Origin of the sequence: Myxococcus stipitatus DSM 14675 (genome assembly GCF_000331735.1) — a bacterium.
In the GTDB taxonomy this organism is placed as follows: Bacteria; Myxococcota; Myxococcia; order Myxococcales; family Myxococcaceae; genus Myxococcus; species Myxococcus stipitatus.
In genome coordinates this window covers 7,544,701-7,565,367 of the sequence record NC_020126.1, presented here as the reverse complement: position 1 = coordinate 7,565,367, position 20,667 = coordinate 7,544,701, and the positions used below count along the sequence as shown (strand labels likewise).

Below are 20,667 nucleotides of genomic sequence, written 5' to 3'. Positions count from 1 at the left end.
CCCAAGGCGGCTCCGATGCTAGACGGGATGCTATTGAAAGCTCAAACGGGGCTCGACGTCCCTCGGGGACGAAGGGGGGAGCAGGGCTTCGGCCCGGGCGCGCGTGGACTCGACGCACAGGCGCATCAGGCGTCCCAGCTCCGCTTGGGGGAGCAGGCCGTTTCGAGCGAGGAACGCCTCGTCGACGCCGGGGATGGGAGGCATGGCGGGGGCCTCTCGTGAAGCCAGCTCGGTGAGGGCCTGGCGCAGGGCTTCCCGTGCGCTCCCGCCACCTCGCTCCAAGGCGAAGTCGATGACGTCCCAACCCAGCTCCGCGTGGCGGCCCTCGTCCTCGGCGATGACCGACAGCGTCTCACGCACGACGGGGTCCGTGGCCTGGCGCGCGCCCTCCTCGGCGACGCGTGAGGCGAGCCCTTCGCTCAAGCATCCATCCAACAGCGAGCCTCGGACCAGGCGGGCCCAGTCGTTCTCCGTGCCCGCGGGGAGCGGCTGCGAGGCGGCCTGCGCGAGCTCGGGGAGCATCCCCGCGGTCCACGGCATTCCCGAGTAGGCCCGGGCCATGGCGAAGCACCTTCGGGCATGGCGCACTTCATCCAGGGCCGCGAGGTGGCAGTCCTCGAGCAGCGCCGATGGAGCCCCCAGCGCGGAGAGCTTGAGCGACAGCTTCGAGAAGGCGGGGACCGACGCATGCTCCATCCCCGCCGAGTACAGCCACGCCTCGCCCAGCACCGTCCGCTGCCAGGCCGAGAGCCCCGAGAGCTCGGGCACGGTGTCGTCCGCCCAGCCTTTGCCGATGGCTCGGCGTGCCACGCGGGCGCGACCTTGCAGCCGCAGGACGCGCCCCTTCGTGAAGCCACCCGTGGACAAATCGTGGATGAGCCAGGCCACGAGCCCCGTCACCGCGCCGCCTCCCAGCGCCAGGACGGCCCCGGCGAAGCGCGCGAGCGACGAGGAGCCCCGGCTCAGCAGGAGCTTGAGCCCCCACACGAGGGGGAGGGGACCGCAGACGAAGATGAACAGCAGGACGCCCGACGCCGACTCCATGGCCACCCTCTCGCGAACTGGAAGCGCCGCCCCACCTCTGGCGGGGCCGCGCGCGCGTCGCGGGCTCAGTGCACCGTGGATGCCAGCCGCGCGAGGCCACGCATCAGGCGAAGGCTTGAGGCCGCGTGCGCAAGGTGTGACACGGACACGTGTATCACCTGTGAATCAGGCTGCACGGTGGGGGGGACGCGCGTGTCCACGCGGAGCGGGCCTCCGGTGTCGGCGTCGCTCGGGGAGAGCCCAGGCCGGCCTGGCCCTCGAGCAAGGGAGATGCCAGGGGCAAGCGAGCGTCGGGGCTCCCCTGGATTCCCGTGAGCGGGGCTGCCCGGATTCTGGATGCGGGGAACTGAGCGCTTCTGTTCCACCCTCGGCCGGACGATGATGTCGGGGGATGTCTTCACGTCTTGCCAGTCGCCCTCGTTGCTCCCGTTGCAACCTGTCTCGCCACCTGTGTCTGTGTGCCGAGATTCCCCAGGTTCAGACACGGACGCGAATCCTCCTGCTTCAGCACGTGATGGAGATCGCGAAGAAGAGCAACACCGGCCGGGTGGCGGCGCTGGCGATGCCGAACTCGCAGGTCATCATCCACGGCGCACCCAGTGGGACGGACCTGGAGCTGCTCTCGGAGCCGGGGACGTGGTTGCTCTACCCGGATGGCCCCACGGCGCCTCCGGATGCACCGCCGCCGCGGCAGCTCGTGGTGTTGGATGCGAGCTGGTCTCAGGCGCGGCGGATGACGCAGCGGCTGCCTGAGCTGCGAGCCCTGCCCCGGTTGGTCCTGCCACCGCCGGAGCCGGGCTTGCTCCGGCTCCGCGAGCCCTCGCATCCGTCCGGCATGTCCACGCTGGACGCCGTCGCGCGAGCCGTGGAGGCGCTGGAGGGGCGTGAGGTCGCGGAGCCCCTGGAGCGGCTCGCCGCGCTTCGGGTCCAGCGCATCGCCGCGTGCGGGACGCTGTACTGAAGGGCGCTCACTTCTCCGGTGACAGGCAGTCCCACCACCACTGGACCGAGACGATGGGCAGCGGCGTCAGGGGCGTGGCGCCCCTGGAGGGGGTCTCGCACGCCATGACGTTGTCCGTGGGGGCGCGGAGCTCCGGGTCGAAGTAGCGGCCGGAGACATTGCTCCAGTCGATGTTCGCGCGCACGAAGTGCCCCAGGCCCTTCAGGTACATCGACAGGGGGCGGCTGGCTTCCGCTTGTCCCAGGGCGAGGAGCCGCAGGAGCAGCGCCATCAGCGCGTCGCGCATCCGCAGCGCTTCTTGTCTGGCTTCGGCCTCCGAGCACCTGCGCGCGTGCATCAGCACGGTGATGAGGTTGTGCAGCTCCCCGCGGGTGTGTTGCTCCTTCTGGTGGGAGATGAGGTCGTTGTCCCAGATGACGAGGGTCGCCGCGACTTCGCTCGCCGCGCGAACCAGGGGGCGTGACAGCTCCGCGGCGGACAGTTCCTGCCCGTTGACGACATCGATGAGCGTGGGGCACGCCATCACCGCGCCGCTGTAGAGCCGGAGCGTGATGTATGTATCGAGGTCGCACACGCGTTGGGCATCGCGATTGGCGGCCTCCCAGACCTGGCCGTGCAGGTAGCCTCGGACGCCGTCGGACCAACGGTGGAGCTGCGCGGGGCTCGCATGACGAACCAGCCGTTGTTGGAGCCCTCGCAGGCTCTGGGCAAAGGGGTCCTCGGGGAGGATGCGTGTCTGGGGCGAGTCGAGCAGGTGTCCCAGCAGGCCCGCGTAGACGGCCATGTCGTGGGGCGGTTGTCCGAAGGCCTCTTCGTCGCAGAAGGCATCATCGAACGCGAAGAGCCAGACGAAGAAGTCCACGGCGACTTGCAGCGCGGGCTCGGAGCCCGAAGGCATGATGCGTGAGACGAACTCTCCGGCGCGCAGTCGGGAGAGGCGCAGCAGGCCGCGCTTGTCGACATAGAGGCGCTGGCGCGCGGTCCACTCCTGGGTCATGGCCTCTACTGCCTCCGCGCGGGGGTGAATGGCGGGAGGGATAGGGCAGTAGAGTGACAATCCTTGATGCGCCGTCAGGGGGGCCATGTCTGGGGCTCCGGGGCTCACATCGCTCCAGGACACGGTCTCCGGAAAACCTCTCGCCTCCGCATGGAAAGGTCGCGGGGTGAAGGGATGTGCTCACCAGTCAAAAGACCTCTCGCGTCTGGGGTTGGGCCGAGTCGTCGAGCAGACATTGACAGAGGACGCCGGGGCACGTCGCTCAGCGGGGCCAGAACTGACTCACTCGTGACGGCCCCGGTGTGCTGGACAGCCAATGCGCCCTCTTCTCGACTGTCGAAGGAGGTGCTTCGTCAGTTCATGGTCTCGATTCCTTGGACCAGCGACGTGGGGTCGACCTCCGCCCCGAGCAGGTAGAAGGCGTCCTGCGGCTTTCTCTCTATCTCCATGCATGACGTGTACGGGGGCCCGGCGCTTGGGCTGAGATAGACAGTCCCTTCGTGTCTCGGCCCCAGGTTGTAGACACGAACTCCAGGCGTGGGCCCCGAAGCGTCGTGGAAGGTGGCGTAGCGGTCGGCGGTGCAGGCGATGCGATACCTGGGAGTGACCGGAGTCGTGCAGGCCGCATCCGCGAAGTAGCGGGGCTGGAAGAGCGGGGAGTCGGTAGAGGGGATGCACCGGAGTGTGCCGGCTGGGACTCGTTCGAAGGTGCAGCGCACACCCAACCCGGTGTCGAAGAGCTCCGTGGGTATCTTCACCGCCCCGGCCACCTCCATGCCTCGCACCGTGAGTCGGCCATGAACCTCGAGGTCGAGCTCCTTTGCCTCGGGCCAGCTCCTGGCGGGAAGTTCAGAGCCTGCGCGGTAGTAGCTCGTGAACCCAGGCCCAGGAGTGAACTGAGTGCAGGTGGAGCTGGTTCCTCCGTACGCAAAGGGAGCGCGGACCTCCTTGCCGACAGCGATGACGGAGACCTCGGGATGGCATGCCTCCGGGTTGTCGGAGAGCAGCGCGAAGCGAGGAGGGGTGCAGGCCACGCGGAACAACGTCGTGAGCGCGCGCTCGGTGCAGGTCGGCTCCACCGAAACGAAGTCGCTGACACCCATGGGTTCGTCGACGGGCAGGCAGCGAAACTTCCCGTCACGCGCCAGGCGGACGGCACACTCCGTCGCGTGGGTGGTGTCGTGGAGGGATTGGAAGCTCTCCGACCCATCCTCGCCCGCGATGACGTAGGCCTTGATGCCCCCGCCATGCTGTTTCTCCCGAAGGGTTCCACGAACGAAGTAATCGCCAGGCTCCACGAGGGGCCCCACGGGGTACAGCTCGTTGGCGTGGCGCACGTCCGGGAGGCAGTCTCCGTTCGGTTCCAGGTGGTAGTAGCTCTGTCCCCAGACCTTCCCCAAGGAGTGGAAGCGTTGAGGCTCATCGCAGGTCCCACCCCCCATCGGGATGAGGGCGTCGGGTCGTGGCGCCTGGCTGAAGTAGAGCAGGGGGAGCGTGCAGCGGTCATCGGCGTAGTTGTTCTCCTGGCTGGTTCTCCTGATGACCCCGAGGGGGCTGGCGGTGATTCCCACGCAGTAGTACGCGCCGTCGGGCGCCGCTTTCTGCCAGAGACAAGGCTCTTGTCGCTGGCTGTCGTAGAGCTGCTGGAACCAGCGCAGTCCATCCTCCGTGGAGACGGCCTTGGCCTTGATCCGCGAACCGTCCAGATGTCGCTCGATGGGCTCCGCCGCCGTGGGCTCCTCCGTTCTTCCGCAGCCTGCTCCCCAGAGTGCGGCAAGCACCAGTCCCGCGTAGATGCGCCCCATGCTGTTCCCTCCGATGCCTCGATACAGGGCGTGGCCTGCCTGCCCCGCCCGGCCAGCGCTCGGGCTGGTCCCGCATCCTTAGCGTGATTCGAAGCGGCGGATGTCACCGCCGTGTAACCGCGGCCCGAGGGTCCGCATATCTCTCCTCGAAGCACCATCATTCCAACTCACTCCAGGACGCGAGCTCCAGGGCAGGGGCGTGACTGCCATTGCTTTGCACCGCTCTCGTGCGCGCGGCTTCCTGTTCTCCTTTGGAGGTTGTCGTGGGTATCCCCTTGCTTGATTTGCGCCCGAAGATCACGAAGAAGGTCGAGACGCCACCGCCGCCCCCCAAGTCCGAACAGACGGTCATTGCCAGGAAGGCCAAGGAGAAGGCAGACACGGCGCGCAGGGACTCGACGGCGGCGACGGACAAGGCTCGCAAGTCCCAGAAGACCTTGTCGAATGCGACGACCACTCGCAACGACGCGAAGAAGAAGGTCGAGACCGCGACGTCGGCGCAGGCGAATGCCCTGTCCCCCGCGGCGAAGGACGCCGCACAGGACAGGGTCGACAAGGCCACCCAGGACTACAACACGGCCGACAAGGCCGTCCGCGACGCGGAGGGCGCCGCCTCGAAGGACCGGCTCGATGCCATCACCGCGGCGAACAAGGCGCTCGTCGCCCAGCAGGAGGCCAACGACGCGGCGGAGAAGGCCAAGCTGCCCAAGCCCTTCCCGCTGGCGGAGAACCAGAAGGATGCGTTCGACGCGGGCAGCCTGTCCGCCAAGGACCAGGAACGGCTGTTCGGCACCAGGCTGCTGGTGAGCCCGAAGGAGGCCGCCGAGTCGGACGCGAAGCGCGTCTCCGAGGCCACCGCCAAGAGCCCCAAGGCCGGCGCCGAGGAACTGACGCGTCAGCTGCAGCAGGGCCTGGATCCCGAGTACCGCAAGGCGCTGATGGAGAAGTCGGCGCCCGACGTCGACAAGATGGTCCAGGCCGCGGGTGACAAGGCGACCTCCGCCGAGGACCGCAAGGCGCTGATGAAGAACCTGGCGGACAGCGCCGACCTCGCCGGGCCGGAGGGCTCCAAGTCCATCGTGGACAAGCTCAACGCCCAGCCGGACCAGGGCTCGCTCGTCGCGGGTCTTGCGGCCAACGGGAAGGACGCGAAGACCACGGCGCTCGGAGTCTCCATGGCGAAGGCCCAGCGCGCCGCGGGGAATCACGACAAGGCGGATGCCATCGCCAACGCCACGCCGGAGCTCGAGAAGGCGGCGGCGGAGTCCCCGCTCGAGACCGCCTTGCGCAAGGAGGTGGACCTCCAGACCGTCGGCGAAGACCGGAAGGGCGTCGAGGATGGGGCGCAGCAGACGCGTGACAACCTGAAGGCGCGCACGAAGGCCCTGGAGGAGCTCGCGAACCACCCCGAGAAGCTGCCGCCGGGGGTCTCAGTGGAGACGAAGGACGGCTATGGCACCACGCTGGTGACCAAGGACGAGGAGGGCCGCGTCGCCGAGCGCATCCGCTTCGGTGACACCGGGAACAGCCCCTACATCAGCACGACGAAGTTCGACCACGAGAGCGGGCGCGTCACGTCGGAGGAGGTGACAGACGACCAGAAGATGGGCGTGCTCGAGACCCATCAGGTGAGCTGGAAGGACAAGAACATCGAGGAGGCCTCCACGCTCAGCAACGAGGCTGTCACCGAACGCATCGAGGAGGGCACCGACTTCCACCGCGTGTCGCAGGAGGTGTCGCGCGACAAGGACAACCGCCTGGTGGAGAAGACGCGCACGCAGACGCCGAAGGACGGCGTGACGGAGACGACGCGCACCTTCGGCACGCAGAAGGGCGAGGACGGGCTGAACGACGCGCTCAAGGGCAAGTTCGACGACAACCAGCCGCTGGACAAGGTGGACACCAAGACGGTCCACATCCCGCCTGAGGGTGCCAAGGACCCCGACGGCAACGAGGCCAAGGCGAGCATCACCTGGGGCACCTCCTACTCCCAGGGCGACGTCCGGGCCACCGCCAGCGAGAGCAAGCTCGTGGACCGCCCGGAGCTCAGGCCCGCGCGCAGCCACCACCACCCGGGCGAGAAGGTCTCCATGAGGTACGCCAGCGCCGAGCCCACCGACACGGGCGACGCCGAGTCCCGGGCGCAGGACGTCGACAGCTCGCCCAAGACCTGGACGCTCGAGAAGAGTGGCCCCAATGAGCTCAACACCCAGACCTTCATCGAGGGCCGCAAGGACTTGGGCGTCACCACGCGCAAGAAGGTGACGGGCAACACCGTCGCCGAGTTGACGCTGGGGACGGTTCCGGACGTCAAGAGCAAGGACGCCAAGCCGGTGTCCGTCAACGGCGTCGCGTGGCGCACGTATGACCCGGACGGCAACCTCACCAAGGCCAGCAAGGCGCAGACCGGTCCGGATGGCACGAAGACGGAGAGCAACTACTCACGCACCGAGACGAAGGACGCGCAGGGACGGCGGCAGGTCCGCGAGGTCAGCACCTCCTCGGCGACGATGAAGGACGGCCTCGTCGTCGCGTCACGCGCCGAGTCCACCAAGACGTACGACGACAAGAACCAGGTGGTCGCCGCGCACGTCGACGAGACGGATGAGAAGGGCACCCGGATGGTGCGCGACTACCAGCGCACCGAGAAGCGCAACGCCAAGGGGGAGCTCGAGGTCCACGAGAAGACCGAGGCCTCCGTCCAGGAGAAGGACAAGCCTCCGACGAAGCAGGTCCAGGAGCTGGTCTCCGTCGAGACGAAGAACGGACCCGAGCTCATCAAGGCGGCCAATACCCTCACCACCCCGGATGGGACGGCGCAGCAGGTCATCGACGAGAAGGGGCAGCGGCTCACCGTCGACGGCAAGGAGGTGAAGACGCTCGACGAGCTCAAGGCCCTGCCCAAGGAGAAGGCGACGCTGGGCGCCGAGGCGGTGGATGGCTTGTCCCAGCAGGTGCAGAACTTCACCGACCTGGCCCGGCAGGTGAAAGCAACTCAGACGTTCGACGGCGACCACGGTCGTCACGACATGAAGGAAGCCAAGGTCGTGGTCGCGGCCAACAGTGCGGGCCTGCTGCGGCTCAAGACGTCCCTCACGCCTGCCATCAACGGGCAGCCCAGCCTCACGTTGAACCCCAGCGCACGCCTGGCCGGCGGGGCCAGCGGCATCGTCGGCATGGTGGGCGGCGCGTCCCTGCTGACCAAGGCCGGACCGCAGTTCATGCACGACCTGCGTCAGGAGAACTACTGGCAGGCCGCGAAGGATGGGGCCGCCTTCGCCGCGGGGCTCGGCGGCCTGGGTTCGGGCGCCAGCACGCTCCTGACCGCGGCGAGGGGCGCCGGGGGCGGTCTCACCCTGGATGGGAAGCTGATCACCGCGGGCGGACGGTATAGCCCGGCGGAAGTGGCCAGCAAGTTGGACAAGCTCGGGAAGGTCGCCATGGGGGCGGGTGTCGTGAGTGGTGGCTTTCAGATCTACGACGGCCTCCAGAACGGCAACGGCTGGCAGGTGGCCAGCGGCGCGACGACCGCGACCGCGGCGGTCGGCGGCTACCTGCTGTCGGGCGCGGCGGCGGGGGCCTGGGGTGGGCCCGCGGGGGCCGCGGTGGGCGTGACCGTGGCACTGGCGGCCTGGGGGCTGAACAAGATGTTCGACCACTTCGACAAGAGTGAGTACGACATCGCCACGCCGACCATCTGACGCCAGTCCGGGGACTGACTCCCGGCTTCACCTCCCCGTCATGGGCGCCCTGTCTCCTTCCGGAGCGGGGCCTCATGGCGGGGTTTCTTTTTGAGACCAGTCCGGTGGGATGAGACGTTTCCGGACGGGACCGAAGCAATACCAGTTCAAGGGGTCGAGCGTTCGGTGGAGCTGAGTTCACACCGTCTTTCCTCGAAGGCAATCACACTGTCATCTCCCTCTGGCAGAAGGGGCTGGGATTGCCCTGGAGCGGAGTGATTCATCAATCACTGACGGTAAGTACGTAGGTGGCTTCTGTCTCTCGCGGAAGTACGCGCGGCGCTTGCATTGAGAGACACGCTCCGGGGATAAGAGAGACGCCTCGGGGCGGGTGGGGTTGATGACGCGAACGTCACGAAGCGCGGGTGGATGTGAATGACATCACTCGATGATTTCACTGACATGCGAATGAGCATGCGTTCAGGGCGGGTTCACGGAACATGAGTCAATGACGTTCGTTTGGCTGGAACGCGGAATTCGTGGTTGTTAGGGATTCGCGCGGTGCTTGGGATTCAGCGGGTGCTGGCGGCCTGGTCCGGGAGCAGATGACTCATCATGGAAATCAGAACGGTTGTTCACCCCGTCGATTTGACGACCCACGGAGCGCATGGGCTTCAGTGGTTGAAGGGCAGATTGTGGGACAGCGACATCTCCCTGAAGAGGTCGGGTCCGCAAGCGCTGGTGCTCTTCCTGCTCGCCGCCGCCGCGTTGGTGGCGGAGCTGTCCTATCACCACAATGGTCTGGGGCTGCTGGATGCGTGGCGCGCCGAGCGCGTGGTGATCTTCTACAACGTCGAGGAATTGGTCCTCTCCCAGGTCGGGTCCTCACTGGCGTTCTGGGTCGTCGTCGCGGCCATCTTCCGCATCGTGTTCGGGATGCTGGTCGGCGTCGCCGACATGGTGCTCTACAAGCGAATCACCGGCCGCCCCTTCGACTGGGAGGCGATGATCAACAGCTCCGTGGTCAACCTGGTGTTCCTGACCACGGGGCTCTTCACCTTCATGAATCCAGCCGTCCAGGACCTGCTGCGGCACTATGTGCGCCTGGTCCAGTCCGTCCCGACGCTCGTGAACTTGAACGGAGCCCTCGCGCTCGTCGTCGCGTGCTTCATCGCTGACTTCTGCTACTACTGGTCACACCGGTGGGCTCACAAGATCCGGCTCTTCTGGAACCTCGGCCACATCAACCACCACCGTTCCCGAAACCTGTCGCAGCTCACCCAGGTCGTCGACCCGCAGACGTCCGTCCTGGATGTGGCCGGGGGGCGGGCCTTCGTCATGCTGCTGCTTCCCCTCGTGACGAAGCTCTTCTCGCTCGACATCCGGGGCGCCGGGTGGATGCTCGTCGTCCTGTTGATTCTCGATGCCTGGACCAACCCGTCGCACTCGGTGGTCCTCTACCAGGCGGAGATGCGGTTCAAGGTGCTGCGGCTGTTCCGGTCCGTCCTGGTGACACCCGCTGTCCACTTCACACACCACTCGCGAGAGCAGGCTCACAACATCTCGGATGGGAGCAACTTCGGGGCGCGGCTGACGCTGTGGGACCGGCTGTTCGGGACCTATGTCGAACCACCCCCCTACATCCCCGACGCGGGCCTGTTTGGCGACGACGCGGACTACTGCCGCAATCCGCTGCGGTTCATCTTCCAGCCCTACGTCCGGATGTTCGAGGAGCTGCGCATCAACAGCCTCCGGTGTTGGCCGGCGATCCTGTTGGGTCCCGCGTCCTACTCGCCGCCCGTGCCCGCTCGCAGCAAGTACTGAGCGGTGAGGCGGGCGACTCCTCGGGGGGCACCCCGTGCTTCGACAGCGTGAACAGGTCACTTCGTCATGAGCATCACCCTCTATGAAGCCAGTGTGCCGGCCTTGAACCGGATGCTGCGGAGCCTGGGACATCTCCTCCAGCAGGGCGCCCTCCACGCACAGCGGGAAGGGCTTCGTCCGGGGGCCTTGCTCGAAAAACGCCTGGCCCCGGACATGTTTCCGCTCGCGCGTCAGGTGGAGATCGTGGTGTCGGGGGCGAAGGGATGTGGGGCGCGCCTGTCCGGGCGTCTGGCGCCGGAGGACACGTCCTGGGAGCTCGCGGTGTTCAACCGGGGGGACACCGCCTCCTTCGGTCCGCTCCCCACGTCCTTCGAGCAGCTCCAGGGGCTGGTGGAAGAGGCCCTGGTCCAGCTGCGGTCCCTCTCTCCTGGTGAGATAGCCGCCGGCCCCACCTCCATCTCCGTCGCGAAGCGAGGCGAGGTGCGCCATTTTGAAACACATTCCTTCGTGCTCGACTATGTCCTCCCCAATCTCTACTTCCATGTCACCGTGGTGTATGCGCTGTTGAGGGCCGCCGGAGTCCCGCTCGGGAAGAAAGACTTCGAGGGGGCGCCTGCCTATCGCCTTCAAGTCACCCCTCTGAGACAGGACTGAGTCCGGGTCCGCGTGTCTGAAGTGAGACGAGTGCAGCCCCGGCCGGGGGCGCTCGAACCGCGTCCGCATGCCCCCGTCCTCCGCTGTTCGGAGGTGCCATCTCCAGGTTGTTTCGCCATGCAGTGGCGGCGCCCTTGGGCTCGCCACGAAGGAACCGTCATGACGTCGTTACCTGCTTCCGTGAGGGAGGACCCAGAGGGCAAGAATGGCCTCTTCCTCCTCTGCGTCGGATTCTTCGTCTTCGGTCTGCTGGGGACCGTGACCGGGGTCACCCTCCCCAATCTCAAACAGGAGTTCGGGGTCACCAACGAGAGCGCCGGTGTGGTCTTCGTCTACTGGTCGGTGGGCGTGCTCGTGGGGGCCTTCATCGGCGGGAAGGTGTTCTATCTCGCCCAGGCGAGGACCTTGTTCATCGCGACCTCGCTCGCCTCCCTGGTCTGCCTGTTGTTGCTCTACCGGGAGCGGGAGTTCCTCACCTACAAGCTCCTCATCTTCGCGCTCTCCCTGTCGGGGAGCCTGTTCTTCACCGCGGGACACGCGACCGCCGCCAGGGTGGGGCGGGACAACAAGGTGTCGATTCTCAGCTTCATGGACTTCCTCTTCAGCCTGGGGAGTGTGTCGACGCCGCTGTTGGTGAATGCCTTCACGAGCCCGGGGCGGTGGCTGGGCGGTGGCTGGCGGCTCGTCTTCCTGGTGGCGGCGGGCCTCCTGGTGGTCGCCATGGCGCTGGCGACGAGGCTCTCGGCGCACGCGGGGGCTCCACCACCGGAGAGGACCTCGGAGCGCTCCGGCGCGGGCTACCTGTCGCTGCTGTCCGACCCGCTCTTCCTGTGTTTCATGTTCGCGAGCCTGTTCCTGCATGCGACCGAGTGGGGCCACGGAGTCTGGTTCGTCACCTATGCCAGCGAGGTGGTCGGGCTTCCCCCCGCGCAAGCGCGAGAGGCCTTCAGCTTCTTCCTGATAGGGATGGCCGCTTCGCGACTGCTGGGCAGTTGGCTCATCTGGAACCTCAAGTCATCAACCTTGATGGCGCTGCTCATCTCCAGCGCGACGGTCGCAGCCATCTCCCTGCTGGACTACCGGAGCTACCACGCCCTGTGCATCCTGAACTTCATGTTCGGCCTGGGCCTGGGCGCGCTCTTCCCGCTGCTGCTCGGCCTGTCCATGGAACGTGCTCCCGCCCAGAGCGCGATGTTGTCCGGCATTGGCCTCATGGCGGGGACGCTCGGCGCGAAGAGCATCTCCTATGTCATCGGACTCCTGGCGGACCAGTCCTCGCTCGCCGAGTCCTATCGCTCCGTCTCCTGGACCATGGTCGCGCTGCTGGGGGTGGTGTTGTCCTTCCTGTCACTCCACCTCCACACGCAGCGGGCCGCACGCGCCCCGGAGGACCCCTCGCCGACGTCAGGGGACGAGCCGATGGATGACCTCGAGGAGCCGACGGGCCCCTTGTTCGAGTTCCGCTTCGGGCTGTCGGGCTCGGTGCTCCAGCGCGTCCTCTCGGAAGGTGCACCGCTCGATGCCCTCCGCCGTCTCCTCTTGGACTGGGAGCTGCGAAGGGAGTTCTCGGGGCTGTTCGGGCGCAGACGCCGCCTGCGGCGCGAAGAGGCGGCGAGCTTCCTTCGCCTCGTCTGGGAGAAGTACCCGGAGGTGAGGGGGCTCTATCCAAGCCCGGCGGAGCTCCTCGGCACGGTGGCGCCTGTCCTCGTGCGGGACGTGGCTCCCCCGAGCGCGCAGCCCCTGGTGGATGCCTCCCTCCTGACCTTGCCTCTGGGCAGCGGTCTTTCTTCTCCAACGGAAGGACTCACGCGTGATCGATGAATCCCTCATCGCGAAGAATGATGCCCAGCCCCCCGAGGCCAGCGTCCTGGCCATCAACATCCTGGTCGTGGTGCTCATCCTGGGCGGCATGGCGGCCCAGAACCTGTTCTACACGGCGCAGCCCGAGGAGCGTGTCGTCATCAAGCGCTTCGGCGCGGTCATCGGCCTGGCCGGGCCGGGGCTTCACTTCAAGCTCCCGTTCGGCATCGACGAAGTCCACAAGGTGGCCACCGAGCGCGTCCTCAAGCAGGAGTTCGGCTTCCGCATCGAGCCGGGAGAGGAGGGCGAGCCCAGCCGCGTCCTCACGGAGGGCTACCAGCACGAGCGGGAGATGCTCACCGGGGACCTCAACATGATTGATGTGTCCTGGGTGGTGCAGTACCAGATTCATGACCCCGTCCAGTATCTCCATGCGCTGCGAGAGCCCGAGCAGACGTTGAGGGACAGCGCGGAGGCCGTCATGCGGCGGCGGGTGGGCAACAGCCTGGCCAGCGAGGTGCTGACCACGGGCCGCGCGGACATCGCCCTCCGGGCGCGCGACGAGCTCCAGGGCGCGCTGGATGGCTACCGCTCCGGCATCCGAGTCACCGCCGTGGAGCTGCAAGCCGTGGTGCCGCCCCAGCGCGTGCGCGCGTCCTTCAACGAGGTCAACGAAGCGCGCCAGGAGCGTGAGCGGATGATCAACGAGGCCATCACGAAGAAGAACCAGGCCATTCCCCAAGCGATAGGCGAGGGGAAGCGCACGGTCGCCGAGGCCGAGGCCTACGCGTTCGAGCGCACCCGCCGCGCGGAGGGCGACGTGGTCCGGTTCCAATCCATCCTCAAGGAGTACCTCCAGGCGCCGGACGTGACTCGCAAGCGCCTGTATCTGGAGGTCATCCGGGACGTGGTGCCCAAGGCGGGGAAGATCATCGTCGTCCAGGAAGGCGAGAGCCGCCCGCAGTCCTTCCTCCACTTGAACGAGCAGGGAGGCTCGCCGAAGTGAAAGCCAGAATCGCAGGCCTGAGTGTCTTCTTCGCCGTCTTGCTGACCACCGCGTACTCCGCTGTCTTCGTCCTGGGCGAGGCGGAGCAAGCCCTCCTCGTCCGGTTCGGTGAAATCAGGGGGCCCACGCTCACCGAGCCTGGAATCCACTGGAAGTGGCCGTTCATCGACGAGGTGCACCGCTTCGACGAGCGGCTGTGGACCTGGGCGGGAGACGCCGAGCAGATCTCCACGCTGGGGCGGGAGTTCATCCTGGTCAAGACCAGCGCCCACGTGCGCATCGAGAACCCGCGCTTGTTCCTGGAGAGCGTGCACGACGAGCGCGGCGCCGAGAGCCGGCTCAATGACATCCTCCACTCCATCGTGCGCAACCAGGTCTCGGGGGCGCGGATTGAAGAGCTCATCCGCGCTTCGGACTGGAAGGCGCCCGCGCGTGTGAGCGAGGAGTGGGGCACCGCGGCGTCGGGCCCGGGCTCCACGCCTCCTGTCGCGAGGGGACGGGAGGACCTGGAGCGGGAGGTCCTGAAGCATGCCCAGCCCCAGATATCCAAGTACGGCATGGCGTTGATGGATGTCCGCATCCAGCGGGTCAACTACATCGCCAGCGTGCGGGAGCAGGTGGAGAACCGCATGATCTCCGAGCGACGCAGCATCGCCGAGAAGTTCCGCTCGGAGGGGCGTGGCCGCAGCGAGGAGATCCTCGGGGAGATGGAGCGGGAGCTCCAGGCGATTCGCTCGGATGCGTCGCGCAAGGCGGAGGAGGTTCGCGGTGACGCCGATGCACACGTGACGCGCCTCTATGGCCAGGCCTATGGCCAGAACGCGGAGTTCTTCAGCTTCCTCAAGACGCTGGAGACCTACCGCGAGACGATGGGCGCCAACACGACGCTCATGATTCGCGCGGACTCGGACTTCTATCGCTACCTGGAGTCCAGCGGCAGGTCGCTGGGGACGAAGCCCGCGGCGAAGGGGCCGGCGGCGGTCGTCGCGAGGTGAACCGGCGCTCGGTCCGAGCGCCTCGATTCGGATGGCATTCAACCCATGTCCTGGATGAGTCATGTCTCACACGGTCCGCATCGTCATGGTCTTGTTCGCAGGCCTTGGGATTCTCTCCTGGGGCGCGCTGGAGTGGGTCTCGAGCACCCGCCGCTCCGCGTTCATCGAGAACAGTGAACAGCGGCATCCCCCCAGACGAGAGGAGTGGCGCCAGCCTCGTGCGGAGCTGGTGGCGCAACGGGAGACCCTCGTCCGGCAATCCGTGGTGCTGGCGTTCGGTGGACTGGCGCTGTGCGCCTCGGCGGCCACGTGGTTGTTGAGGCGGGGCACGTGGCGCCGATGGACGCAGGCGCTTCGTGAGCCGCCTCGCGGCGGAGTCCCGGTGCCCGAGCACCGGCCCGTTCCACGGGACCCCCGGCCGCTGGTTGCTCGGCTCGCCCCGGAGCGAGAGGACGAGGGGGATGAGGGTCGGTGGACGCCGCGGCGCTTGAAGCAGACGCTGCGGCACTCCCTGGAGGGGGAGAACGTCGTCGTCGTCGCGAACCGGGAGCCGTACATCCACGAGCGGAGCGCTGATGGGGGCATCCACGTGTCACATCCCGCGAGTGGCCTGGTGACGGCGCTGGAGCCCGTGATGCGCGCGTGCTCGGGGGTCTGGGTCGCGCATGGAAGTGGTTCCGCCGACCGTGAGACGGCGGATGCGCATGGACGGGTGAGGGTTCCGCCCGAGGAGGAGTCCTATCTGCTCCGGCGCGTCTGGCTCTCACGCGAAGAAGAGCAGGGCTACTACGCGGGCTTCGCGAACGAGGGCCTCTGGCCCCTGTGCCACATGGCCTATGCGCGGCCCACGTTCCGCTTGGAGGACTGGCGGCACTACCAGGCGGTGAACCAGAAGTTCGCGGATGCGGTGTGCGAGGAAGTGGACTCGGAGGCGCCCGTCATCCTGGTGCAGGACTACCACTTCGCGCTGGTGCCCCGCATGATTCGCGAGCGGTTGCCCAAGGCGACCCTCATCACCTTCTGGCACATCCCGTGGCCGAACGCGGAGGCCTTCGGCATCTGCCCCTGGCGCAATGAATTGCTGCAAGGGCTCCTGGGCAGCAGCATCATCGGGTTCCATACACCGCTGCACTGCAACAACTTCGCGGAGGCCGTCGACCGCTTCCTGGAGTCGCGCATCGACCGGGAGCAGACCGCGGTGGTCCATCAGGAGCGCACGACGCTCATCCGGCCGTACCCCATCTCCGTGGAGTGGCCGAATCGCTGGGTGAAGGACGCGCTGACGCCCGAGGCGTGCCGTGCGAGCGTCTGGAAGGAGCTGGGCCTCGGGCCGGACGCGTTGCTGGGCATCGGCGTGGACCGGCTCGACTACACCAAGGGCATCGAGGAGCGCCTGCTGGCCGTGGAGCGGTTGCTCGAGGGTTCACCGGAGTTCCGGGGGCGCTTCTCGTTCGCGCAGCTGGCGGCACCGAGCCGGACGACCATCGAGCGATATCGCCAGCTCAATGACAGCGTCGAGAAGCTGGCCGCGAGAATCAATCGTCGGTTCGGGACGGAGACGTATCAACCCATCATCCTGATGCGCGCGCACCATGAGCCGCCGGATGTCTTCAGGTACTACCGCGCGGCGGACGTCTGCTACGTCAGCAGCCTGCATGACGGGATGAACCTGGTGGCGAAGGAGTTCGTCGCGGCGCGCGAGGACGAGCAGGGTGTCCTGGTGCTCAGCCAGTTCACGGGGGCGGCCCGAGAGCTGTCGGAGGGGTTGATCGTCAACCCGTTCGACTTCGAGGAGGCGAGCCGGGCCCTCGCCGCTGGACTGGCCATGTCGCGGGAGGAGCAGCGCGTCCGCATGCGCGCGATGCGCGCGGTGGTCAGCGAGTTCAACGTCTACCGCTGGGCGGGCCAGATGGTCATGGATGCCGCCCGGCTTCGAGACCGTGAGCGCCTCACGGAGCGGCTCACGGTCCATGCCGTGGCCCTGCGGTGACGGGAGGGGGCTACGGAGCCTCGCCGAGTGACGCGCGCGAGACGAGCGCTTCCTCCAGCAGGAGCAGGCGCTCGTCCCCGGGCTGCGTGCGCCGCAGTCCTTCCAGCGCATCCCTAGCGCGGCCCAGGTTCCCCTCGAACACGAGGAAGCCCACGGCGTGCAGCCGCTGCTCGGGCGTCGAGTCGGGCGCCTTCAGCACGGCGTCCCAGCTCGTGGCTGCTTCGTGAGGTGCGCCGAGCTCCTGATACATCCTGGCCCGAGCCTCCGCGACCGCCGCGGGCTCCGGGTCACCAGGGCGCTTCGCTGGCAGCTTGGCCACGGTGTCTCGTGAGCGCTCGAACAGCGTGCGGAGCTCGGGGATGACGGTGTCGCCCGGGGTCAGGGCCTGGAGCGTCTGGAGCCGGAGGAGGGCGGCGTCGAAGCGGCCTGCTCTCGCCAGCGTCATGGCGAGGTTGAGGTGGCCGCGGTGGTAGCCGGGCTGCTGCTTCACCATGTCCTCGAACAAGGCGAGGGCTTCTTCGTGCCGGCCGAGCTTCGTGAGGCACAGCGCCAGGTTGTTGTAGCCCTTGGCGCCCGTCAGCCGACTCTGGGTGCGCACCGAGTTCTGGAGGTGGACGAGTGCCTCGTCGTACCGGTGCACGTTCATGTAGAGCCCACCGAGCTGCTGCTGGACGAACGCGTCCTCCGGACCGGAGACACGCTCGGCCACGCGCCACAGCCGCATCTCGTCCATCCAGTCGCGGTTGCGCAGGTGCGTGGCTGCCGCGAAGGAGAGCAGGACTCCACCTGCCACGGCCAAGGCGAGCTTGGGGCGGGCCCGCGCGGCGTTCTCGATGGGGGCGGCGAGTGCGATGGCCAGCATCGCCACGGGGACGTAGAGGAAGCGGTCCGACGCCAGCGTATGGATGCCCAAGGGAATCAGGTGAAGGACCAGCGCCAGCGCGAGCGCGCCCGCCGCCAGCGCGGCTTGGGACCAGGCTGACAGCCTGCCTCCCCAGCGCCGCGCCAGGATGACTCCCGCGACGAGGACCCCCGCGCCGAGCAGGACCCACGCGAGGGGGGCTTCTCCCACGACCCCCTGCTGGAGCCGAGGTCTGAGCGCATCCACGAGCATCATCGCGTAGCGGCCCACCGCCGCGAGCGCGGTGAGCATGCGCTCGCCCAGGGACAAGCCCGTGCTCGTGCCGCCATCGAGCTCGCGGACGTCCGAGCGCAGGGCGTTCAGCCGGAGCGCGCCATAGACGGCGAGCGCGACCGCCACGGGCACGAGGTTGCGCAGGGCCTGTCCCCAGGTTCGTTCCCGAGCCCGCACGGCGCGCAGCTCCAGGACCGCGAGCGCGAGGACTCCGGCCACCGCCACCTCCTTGCAGAAGAGTCCCAGCAGCAACAGTCCCGCCGACAGCCAGCGCCGAGAGGCCTGGTTCGACGGATGGACGAGCAGCGCGGCGAGCATGAAGAGCGCGGCCAGGATGTCGGTGCGCCCGGAGATCCACGCCACGGACTCGGTCAGCCGGGGAAAGAGTCCGAAGGCCGCCGCGCCGACGGCCGCGCCCCAGGGGGAGGCGCCCCCGCGTCGGCACAGGAGGAACACCCACGCCACGACGACGAGGTGGAACAGCAGGTTCGTCAGGTGGAAGCCCGCGGCGGCGCCACCCCACAGGGCGTATTCCACCGCGTACCCCAGCGTCACGAGCGGCCGGTAGTAGCCGCGCGAGACGCTCAGCGAGTCGCTCCAGAACATGCGCGTGAAGTAGTCCGGCAGCGGCGCCAGCTCGCGCACCAAGGATTGCTCCTCGATCAGCGAGTGGTCGTCCCAGACGAACGTGCCGCGCACCGTGTTCGCATAGGCGAGCGCCACGAGGAGCAGCGGCAGCCAGAGGGCCCGGCGCATCAGCCGGGCACGCGCGTCTTCGGAGTCAGGGGGCGGCGAGGAACCCATGGGGAGCCATGGAGTCTACCCGCCCCTCATCGAGACGTCGGGCTCTTCGACCCGAGGGCGGCCGGACGAGCGAACGCCTTTCCTGCCGCTACTGAGAACACCAGAGGCGGACGGTCCGGTCCGCCCCCAGCGTCGCGAGCTGTCCGGTGCGCGCGAAAGCCACGCTGATGACGGCTTGGGGGTACTGTTCATCGTGAGCCGAGGTCCCATGCCCGCTCAATCGCTCACGGACCAGGAAGTCGGAGGTCCTCCACAACAGCACTTCGGCCTTGGCGTTGCCTGCGGCCAGCACGGTGCTGTCAGGTGAGAAGGCCGCGGTGAAGCCGTTCTCGAGGGCTGTACGACGTTCGTCCTCGAGGCCGAGGACCATGACCGACGGGAAGTCAGACTGCCCCGTGCTGGCGAGCCATCGTCCATTCGGAGAGAACCGGACGAACGGGCCGCCCTCCTTGAGTTCCAGATCGAAGGAGTGCCGGACCTTGCCTCGCGCCACATCCAGGACGCGAAGGTCAACGCCTCCGGAGAGCCCGGTGACGGTGAGGAAGCGTCCGTCTGGGGAGAACCCGGAAACGAAGGTCCACTGGGTGGTGGCGAACTCCTTGAGGAGCTTGCCCGTCGCGACGTCGTGCAAGAGGACCTTGTTCTCCCCGAGCTCGATTCGCGCGGACATCCTGAAGTCTGGCGAGAGGACGCCGCCATTGAGTCGCTGGAGCTCCTGCCCGGTGGCAAGGTCATGGATGGTCGAGTCCACAAGAATCCGGCCCTGGTCCGGGCTGAACTGGATGTTCCAGGGATTCCGGACGGGGGGTGCCACGACGGCGCTCAGGTCCGAGGTCTTCCAGATGCTCAGGACATTGTCCGCGGTGGTCGCGAGGAGTGAGCCGTCGGGGGAGAACGTCACCTCCCCCGTCATGCTCGGCCCCAGTGAGAAGGTGCGTGTCGTGGCCGGGGTCTGGAGGGAGTGGATGAGAATCTCGTTCCCTCCGTTCGGGCACTGTGGCGACGCGCCATTGCAGCTGAAGCGGCTCGCCCCCATGTCGACGCGAAGCTCGGTGTTGTCCTGGCTGAAAGCAAGGCGGCTCGGACGGCCTTCTCGCACGGGGAACACGTGCAGCTTCGTCCAGTCCGCGGTGCGGTAGACCGTCACACCCGCCTCCGCGCCTTCCGCGTAGAGGCTTCCATCTGAAGAGAAGGTGGTCGTCTCCAGCCTCAGCGAGGTCTCCATGGGTTTGACCACCTTCGAGGTGTCCACATTCATCACCACACCTCCCGCGGCCAGGAGTCTTCCATCCGCGGACCAGGATGCCTGTTGGCCGCCGAGCGAGAGAATCCGCTGCTCGGAGGCATCTGGAACGTGGATGAGCGCCACGAAGTGGCCCAGGGCGACGGCCAGTGTGTTTCCATCCGGGGCGAAGGCCAGTGACTCGACGCGCGCTTCGTACAACCGCCGCCAGGTCCCCTGGAGGCTTCCGTCCGTCATGCTCCAGATGCGGACGAGGGCGATCTGGCTGTTCTCTGAGTCAACCCCACCGGTGGCGAGCACTGCCCCGTCGGGGGAGATGGCCAGCGCCGTCGTCTGGCCCGTGTGTGGATGCTTGAAGGTGCGGACCGGCGTCAGGTCCGGGAAGCTCCACACGCGTGTCTCCATCCGGTTGGCCGCAACCAGCAGGCGGCCATCCTTGGAGAAGAACACGCCCACTTGCTGGCCCGGCAAGTCCCACAGCGTGTTCAGCCGCGTTCCATCCGAGTATCGATAGAGAACGAGCTGGCCGGAAAGGGTGGCCGCGGCCAGCACGGTTCCATCAGGAGACACCGCGGATGCCGCCAGGGCTCCAGCGCCGATGGCACCACAGGGGCGGAACGGGGCGGCGCTCGATACGGGAGGCTCCTCGGGCGGGCTGTCTTTCGAACACGCTCCGAGCGCCGTCAGGGCGAGGACCGTGATGATGCCAATGCGTCTCAACGAAATGCT

General features: G+C 67.4%; 13 protein-coding genes. 8 read left to right on the top strand and 5 right to left on the bottom strand.

Annotation, left to right across the window (positions count from 1 at the left end; all coding sequences use genetic code 11):
* Window positions 1-30: 30 nt before the first annotated feature.
* Window positions 31-1,044, bottom strand: a complete 1,014-nt coding sequence (locus MYSTI_RS29100) for a ferritin-like domain-containing protein (protein ID WP_015351395.1) — start codon at window positions 1,042-1,044, stop codon at window positions 31-33.
* 391 nt (window positions 1,045-1,435) lie between these two features.
* On the opposite strand from MYSTI_RS29100, the gene MYSTI_RS29095 reads away from it, so the two are divergent.
* Complete coding sequence (locus MYSTI_RS29095; RefSeq protein WP_015351394.1) at window positions 1,436-2,005, top strand: tRNA-uridine aminocarboxypropyltransferase; 570 nt, start codon at window positions 1,436-1,438, stop codon at window positions 2,003-2,005.
* A gap of 7 nt (window positions 2,006-2,012) precedes the next feature.
* Here the strand turns inward: MYSTI_RS29095 and MYSTI_RS29090 are convergent, their stop codons facing one another.
* Both MYSTI_RS29090 and MYSTI_RS29085 read right to left on the bottom strand, forming a co-directional pair.
* On the bottom strand, window positions 2,013-3,002 hold the full coding sequence (locus MYSTI_RS29090; RefSeq protein ID WP_044281543.1) for a terpene synthase family protein: 990 nt from the start codon (window positions 3,000-3,002) through the stop codon (window positions 2,013-2,015).
* 353 nt (window positions 3,003-3,355) lie between these two features.
* A complete protein-coding gene (locus MYSTI_RS29085) occupies window positions 3,356-4,807 on the bottom strand; it encodes a DUF7481 family protein (protein ID WP_015351392.1) in 1,452 nt (483 codons plus the stop codon).
* Between the two features lie 263 nt (window positions 4,808-5,070).
* Between MYSTI_RS29085 and MYSTI_RS43955 the strand changes: the two genes are divergently transcribed.
* The 7 genes from MYSTI_RS43955 to MYSTI_RS29050 all read left to right on the top strand — a co-directional run bounded on the left by MYSTI_RS43955 (window position 5,071) and on the right by MYSTI_RS29050 (window position 16,756).
* Window positions 5,071-8,508: a hypothetical protein gene (locus MYSTI_RS43955; protein ID WP_015351391.1), complete on the top strand. Its 3,438-nt coding sequence runs from the start codon at window positions 5,071-5,073 to the stop codon at window positions 8,506-8,508.
* A 660-nt stretch (window positions 8,509-9,168) separates the two neighbouring features.
* On the top strand, window positions 9,169-10,311 hold the full coding sequence (locus tag MYSTI_RS29075) for a sterol desaturase family protein (protein ID WP_233277994.1): 1,143 nt from the start codon (window positions 9,169-9,171) through the stop codon (window positions 10,309-10,311).
* 66 nt (window positions 10,312-10,377) lie between these two features.
* The gene (locus MYSTI_RS29070) at window positions 10,378-10,965 is read left to right on the top strand and encodes a DUF1993 domain-containing protein (RefSeq protein WP_015351389.1); all 588 of its coding nucleotides are present in this window, start codon (window positions 10,378-10,380) and stop codon (window positions 10,963-10,965) included.
* Between the two features lie 159 nt (window positions 10,966-11,124).
* Complete coding sequence (locus MYSTI_RS29065; RefSeq protein WP_015351388.1) at window positions 11,125-12,786, top strand: MFS transporter; 1,662 nt, start codon at window positions 11,125-11,127, stop codon at window positions 12,784-12,786.
* Window positions 12,776-13,771 (top strand): FtsH protease activity modulator HflK, encoded by a 996-nt coding sequence (gene hflK, locus MYSTI_RS29060; RefSeq protein ID WP_015351387.1) that lies wholly within the window; start codon window positions 12,776-12,778, stop codon window positions 13,769-13,771. Before MYSTI_RS29065 ends, hflK begins: the two co-directional genes overlap by 11 nt.
* A complete protein-coding gene (gene hflC / locus MYSTI_RS29055) occupies window positions 13,768-14,766 on the top strand; it encodes a protease modulator HflC (RefSeq protein WP_015351386.1) in 999 nt (332 codons plus the stop codon). Before hflK ends, hflC begins: the two co-directional genes overlap by 4 nt.
* A gap of 61 nt (window positions 14,767-14,827) precedes the next feature.
* Window positions 14,828-16,756 carry an alpha,alpha-trehalose-phosphate synthase (UDP-forming) gene (locus MYSTI_RS29050; RefSeq protein WP_015351385.1) on the top strand — a complete coding sequence of 643 codons (1,929 nt, stop codon included), beginning with the start codon at window positions 14,828-14,830 and terminating at the stop codon, window positions 16,754-16,756.
* Window positions 16,757-16,766: 10 nt separating this feature from the next.
* Here the strand turns inward: MYSTI_RS29050 and MYSTI_RS29045 are convergent, their stop codons facing one another.
* Window positions 16,767-18,695 carry a tetratricopeptide repeat protein gene (locus tag MYSTI_RS29045; RefSeq protein ID WP_015351384.1) on the bottom strand — a complete coding sequence of 643 codons (1,929 nt, stop codon included), beginning with the start codon at window positions 18,693-18,695 and terminating at the stop codon, window positions 16,767-16,769.
* Window positions 18,696-18,783: 88 nt separating this feature from the next.
* Window positions 18,784-20,658: a WD40 repeat domain-containing protein gene (locus MYSTI_RS29040; protein WP_015351383.1), complete on the bottom strand. Its 1,875-nt coding sequence runs from the start codon at window positions 20,656-20,658 to the stop codon at window positions 18,784-18,786.
* Between the last annotated feature and the right edge of the window lie 9 nt (window positions 20,659-20,667).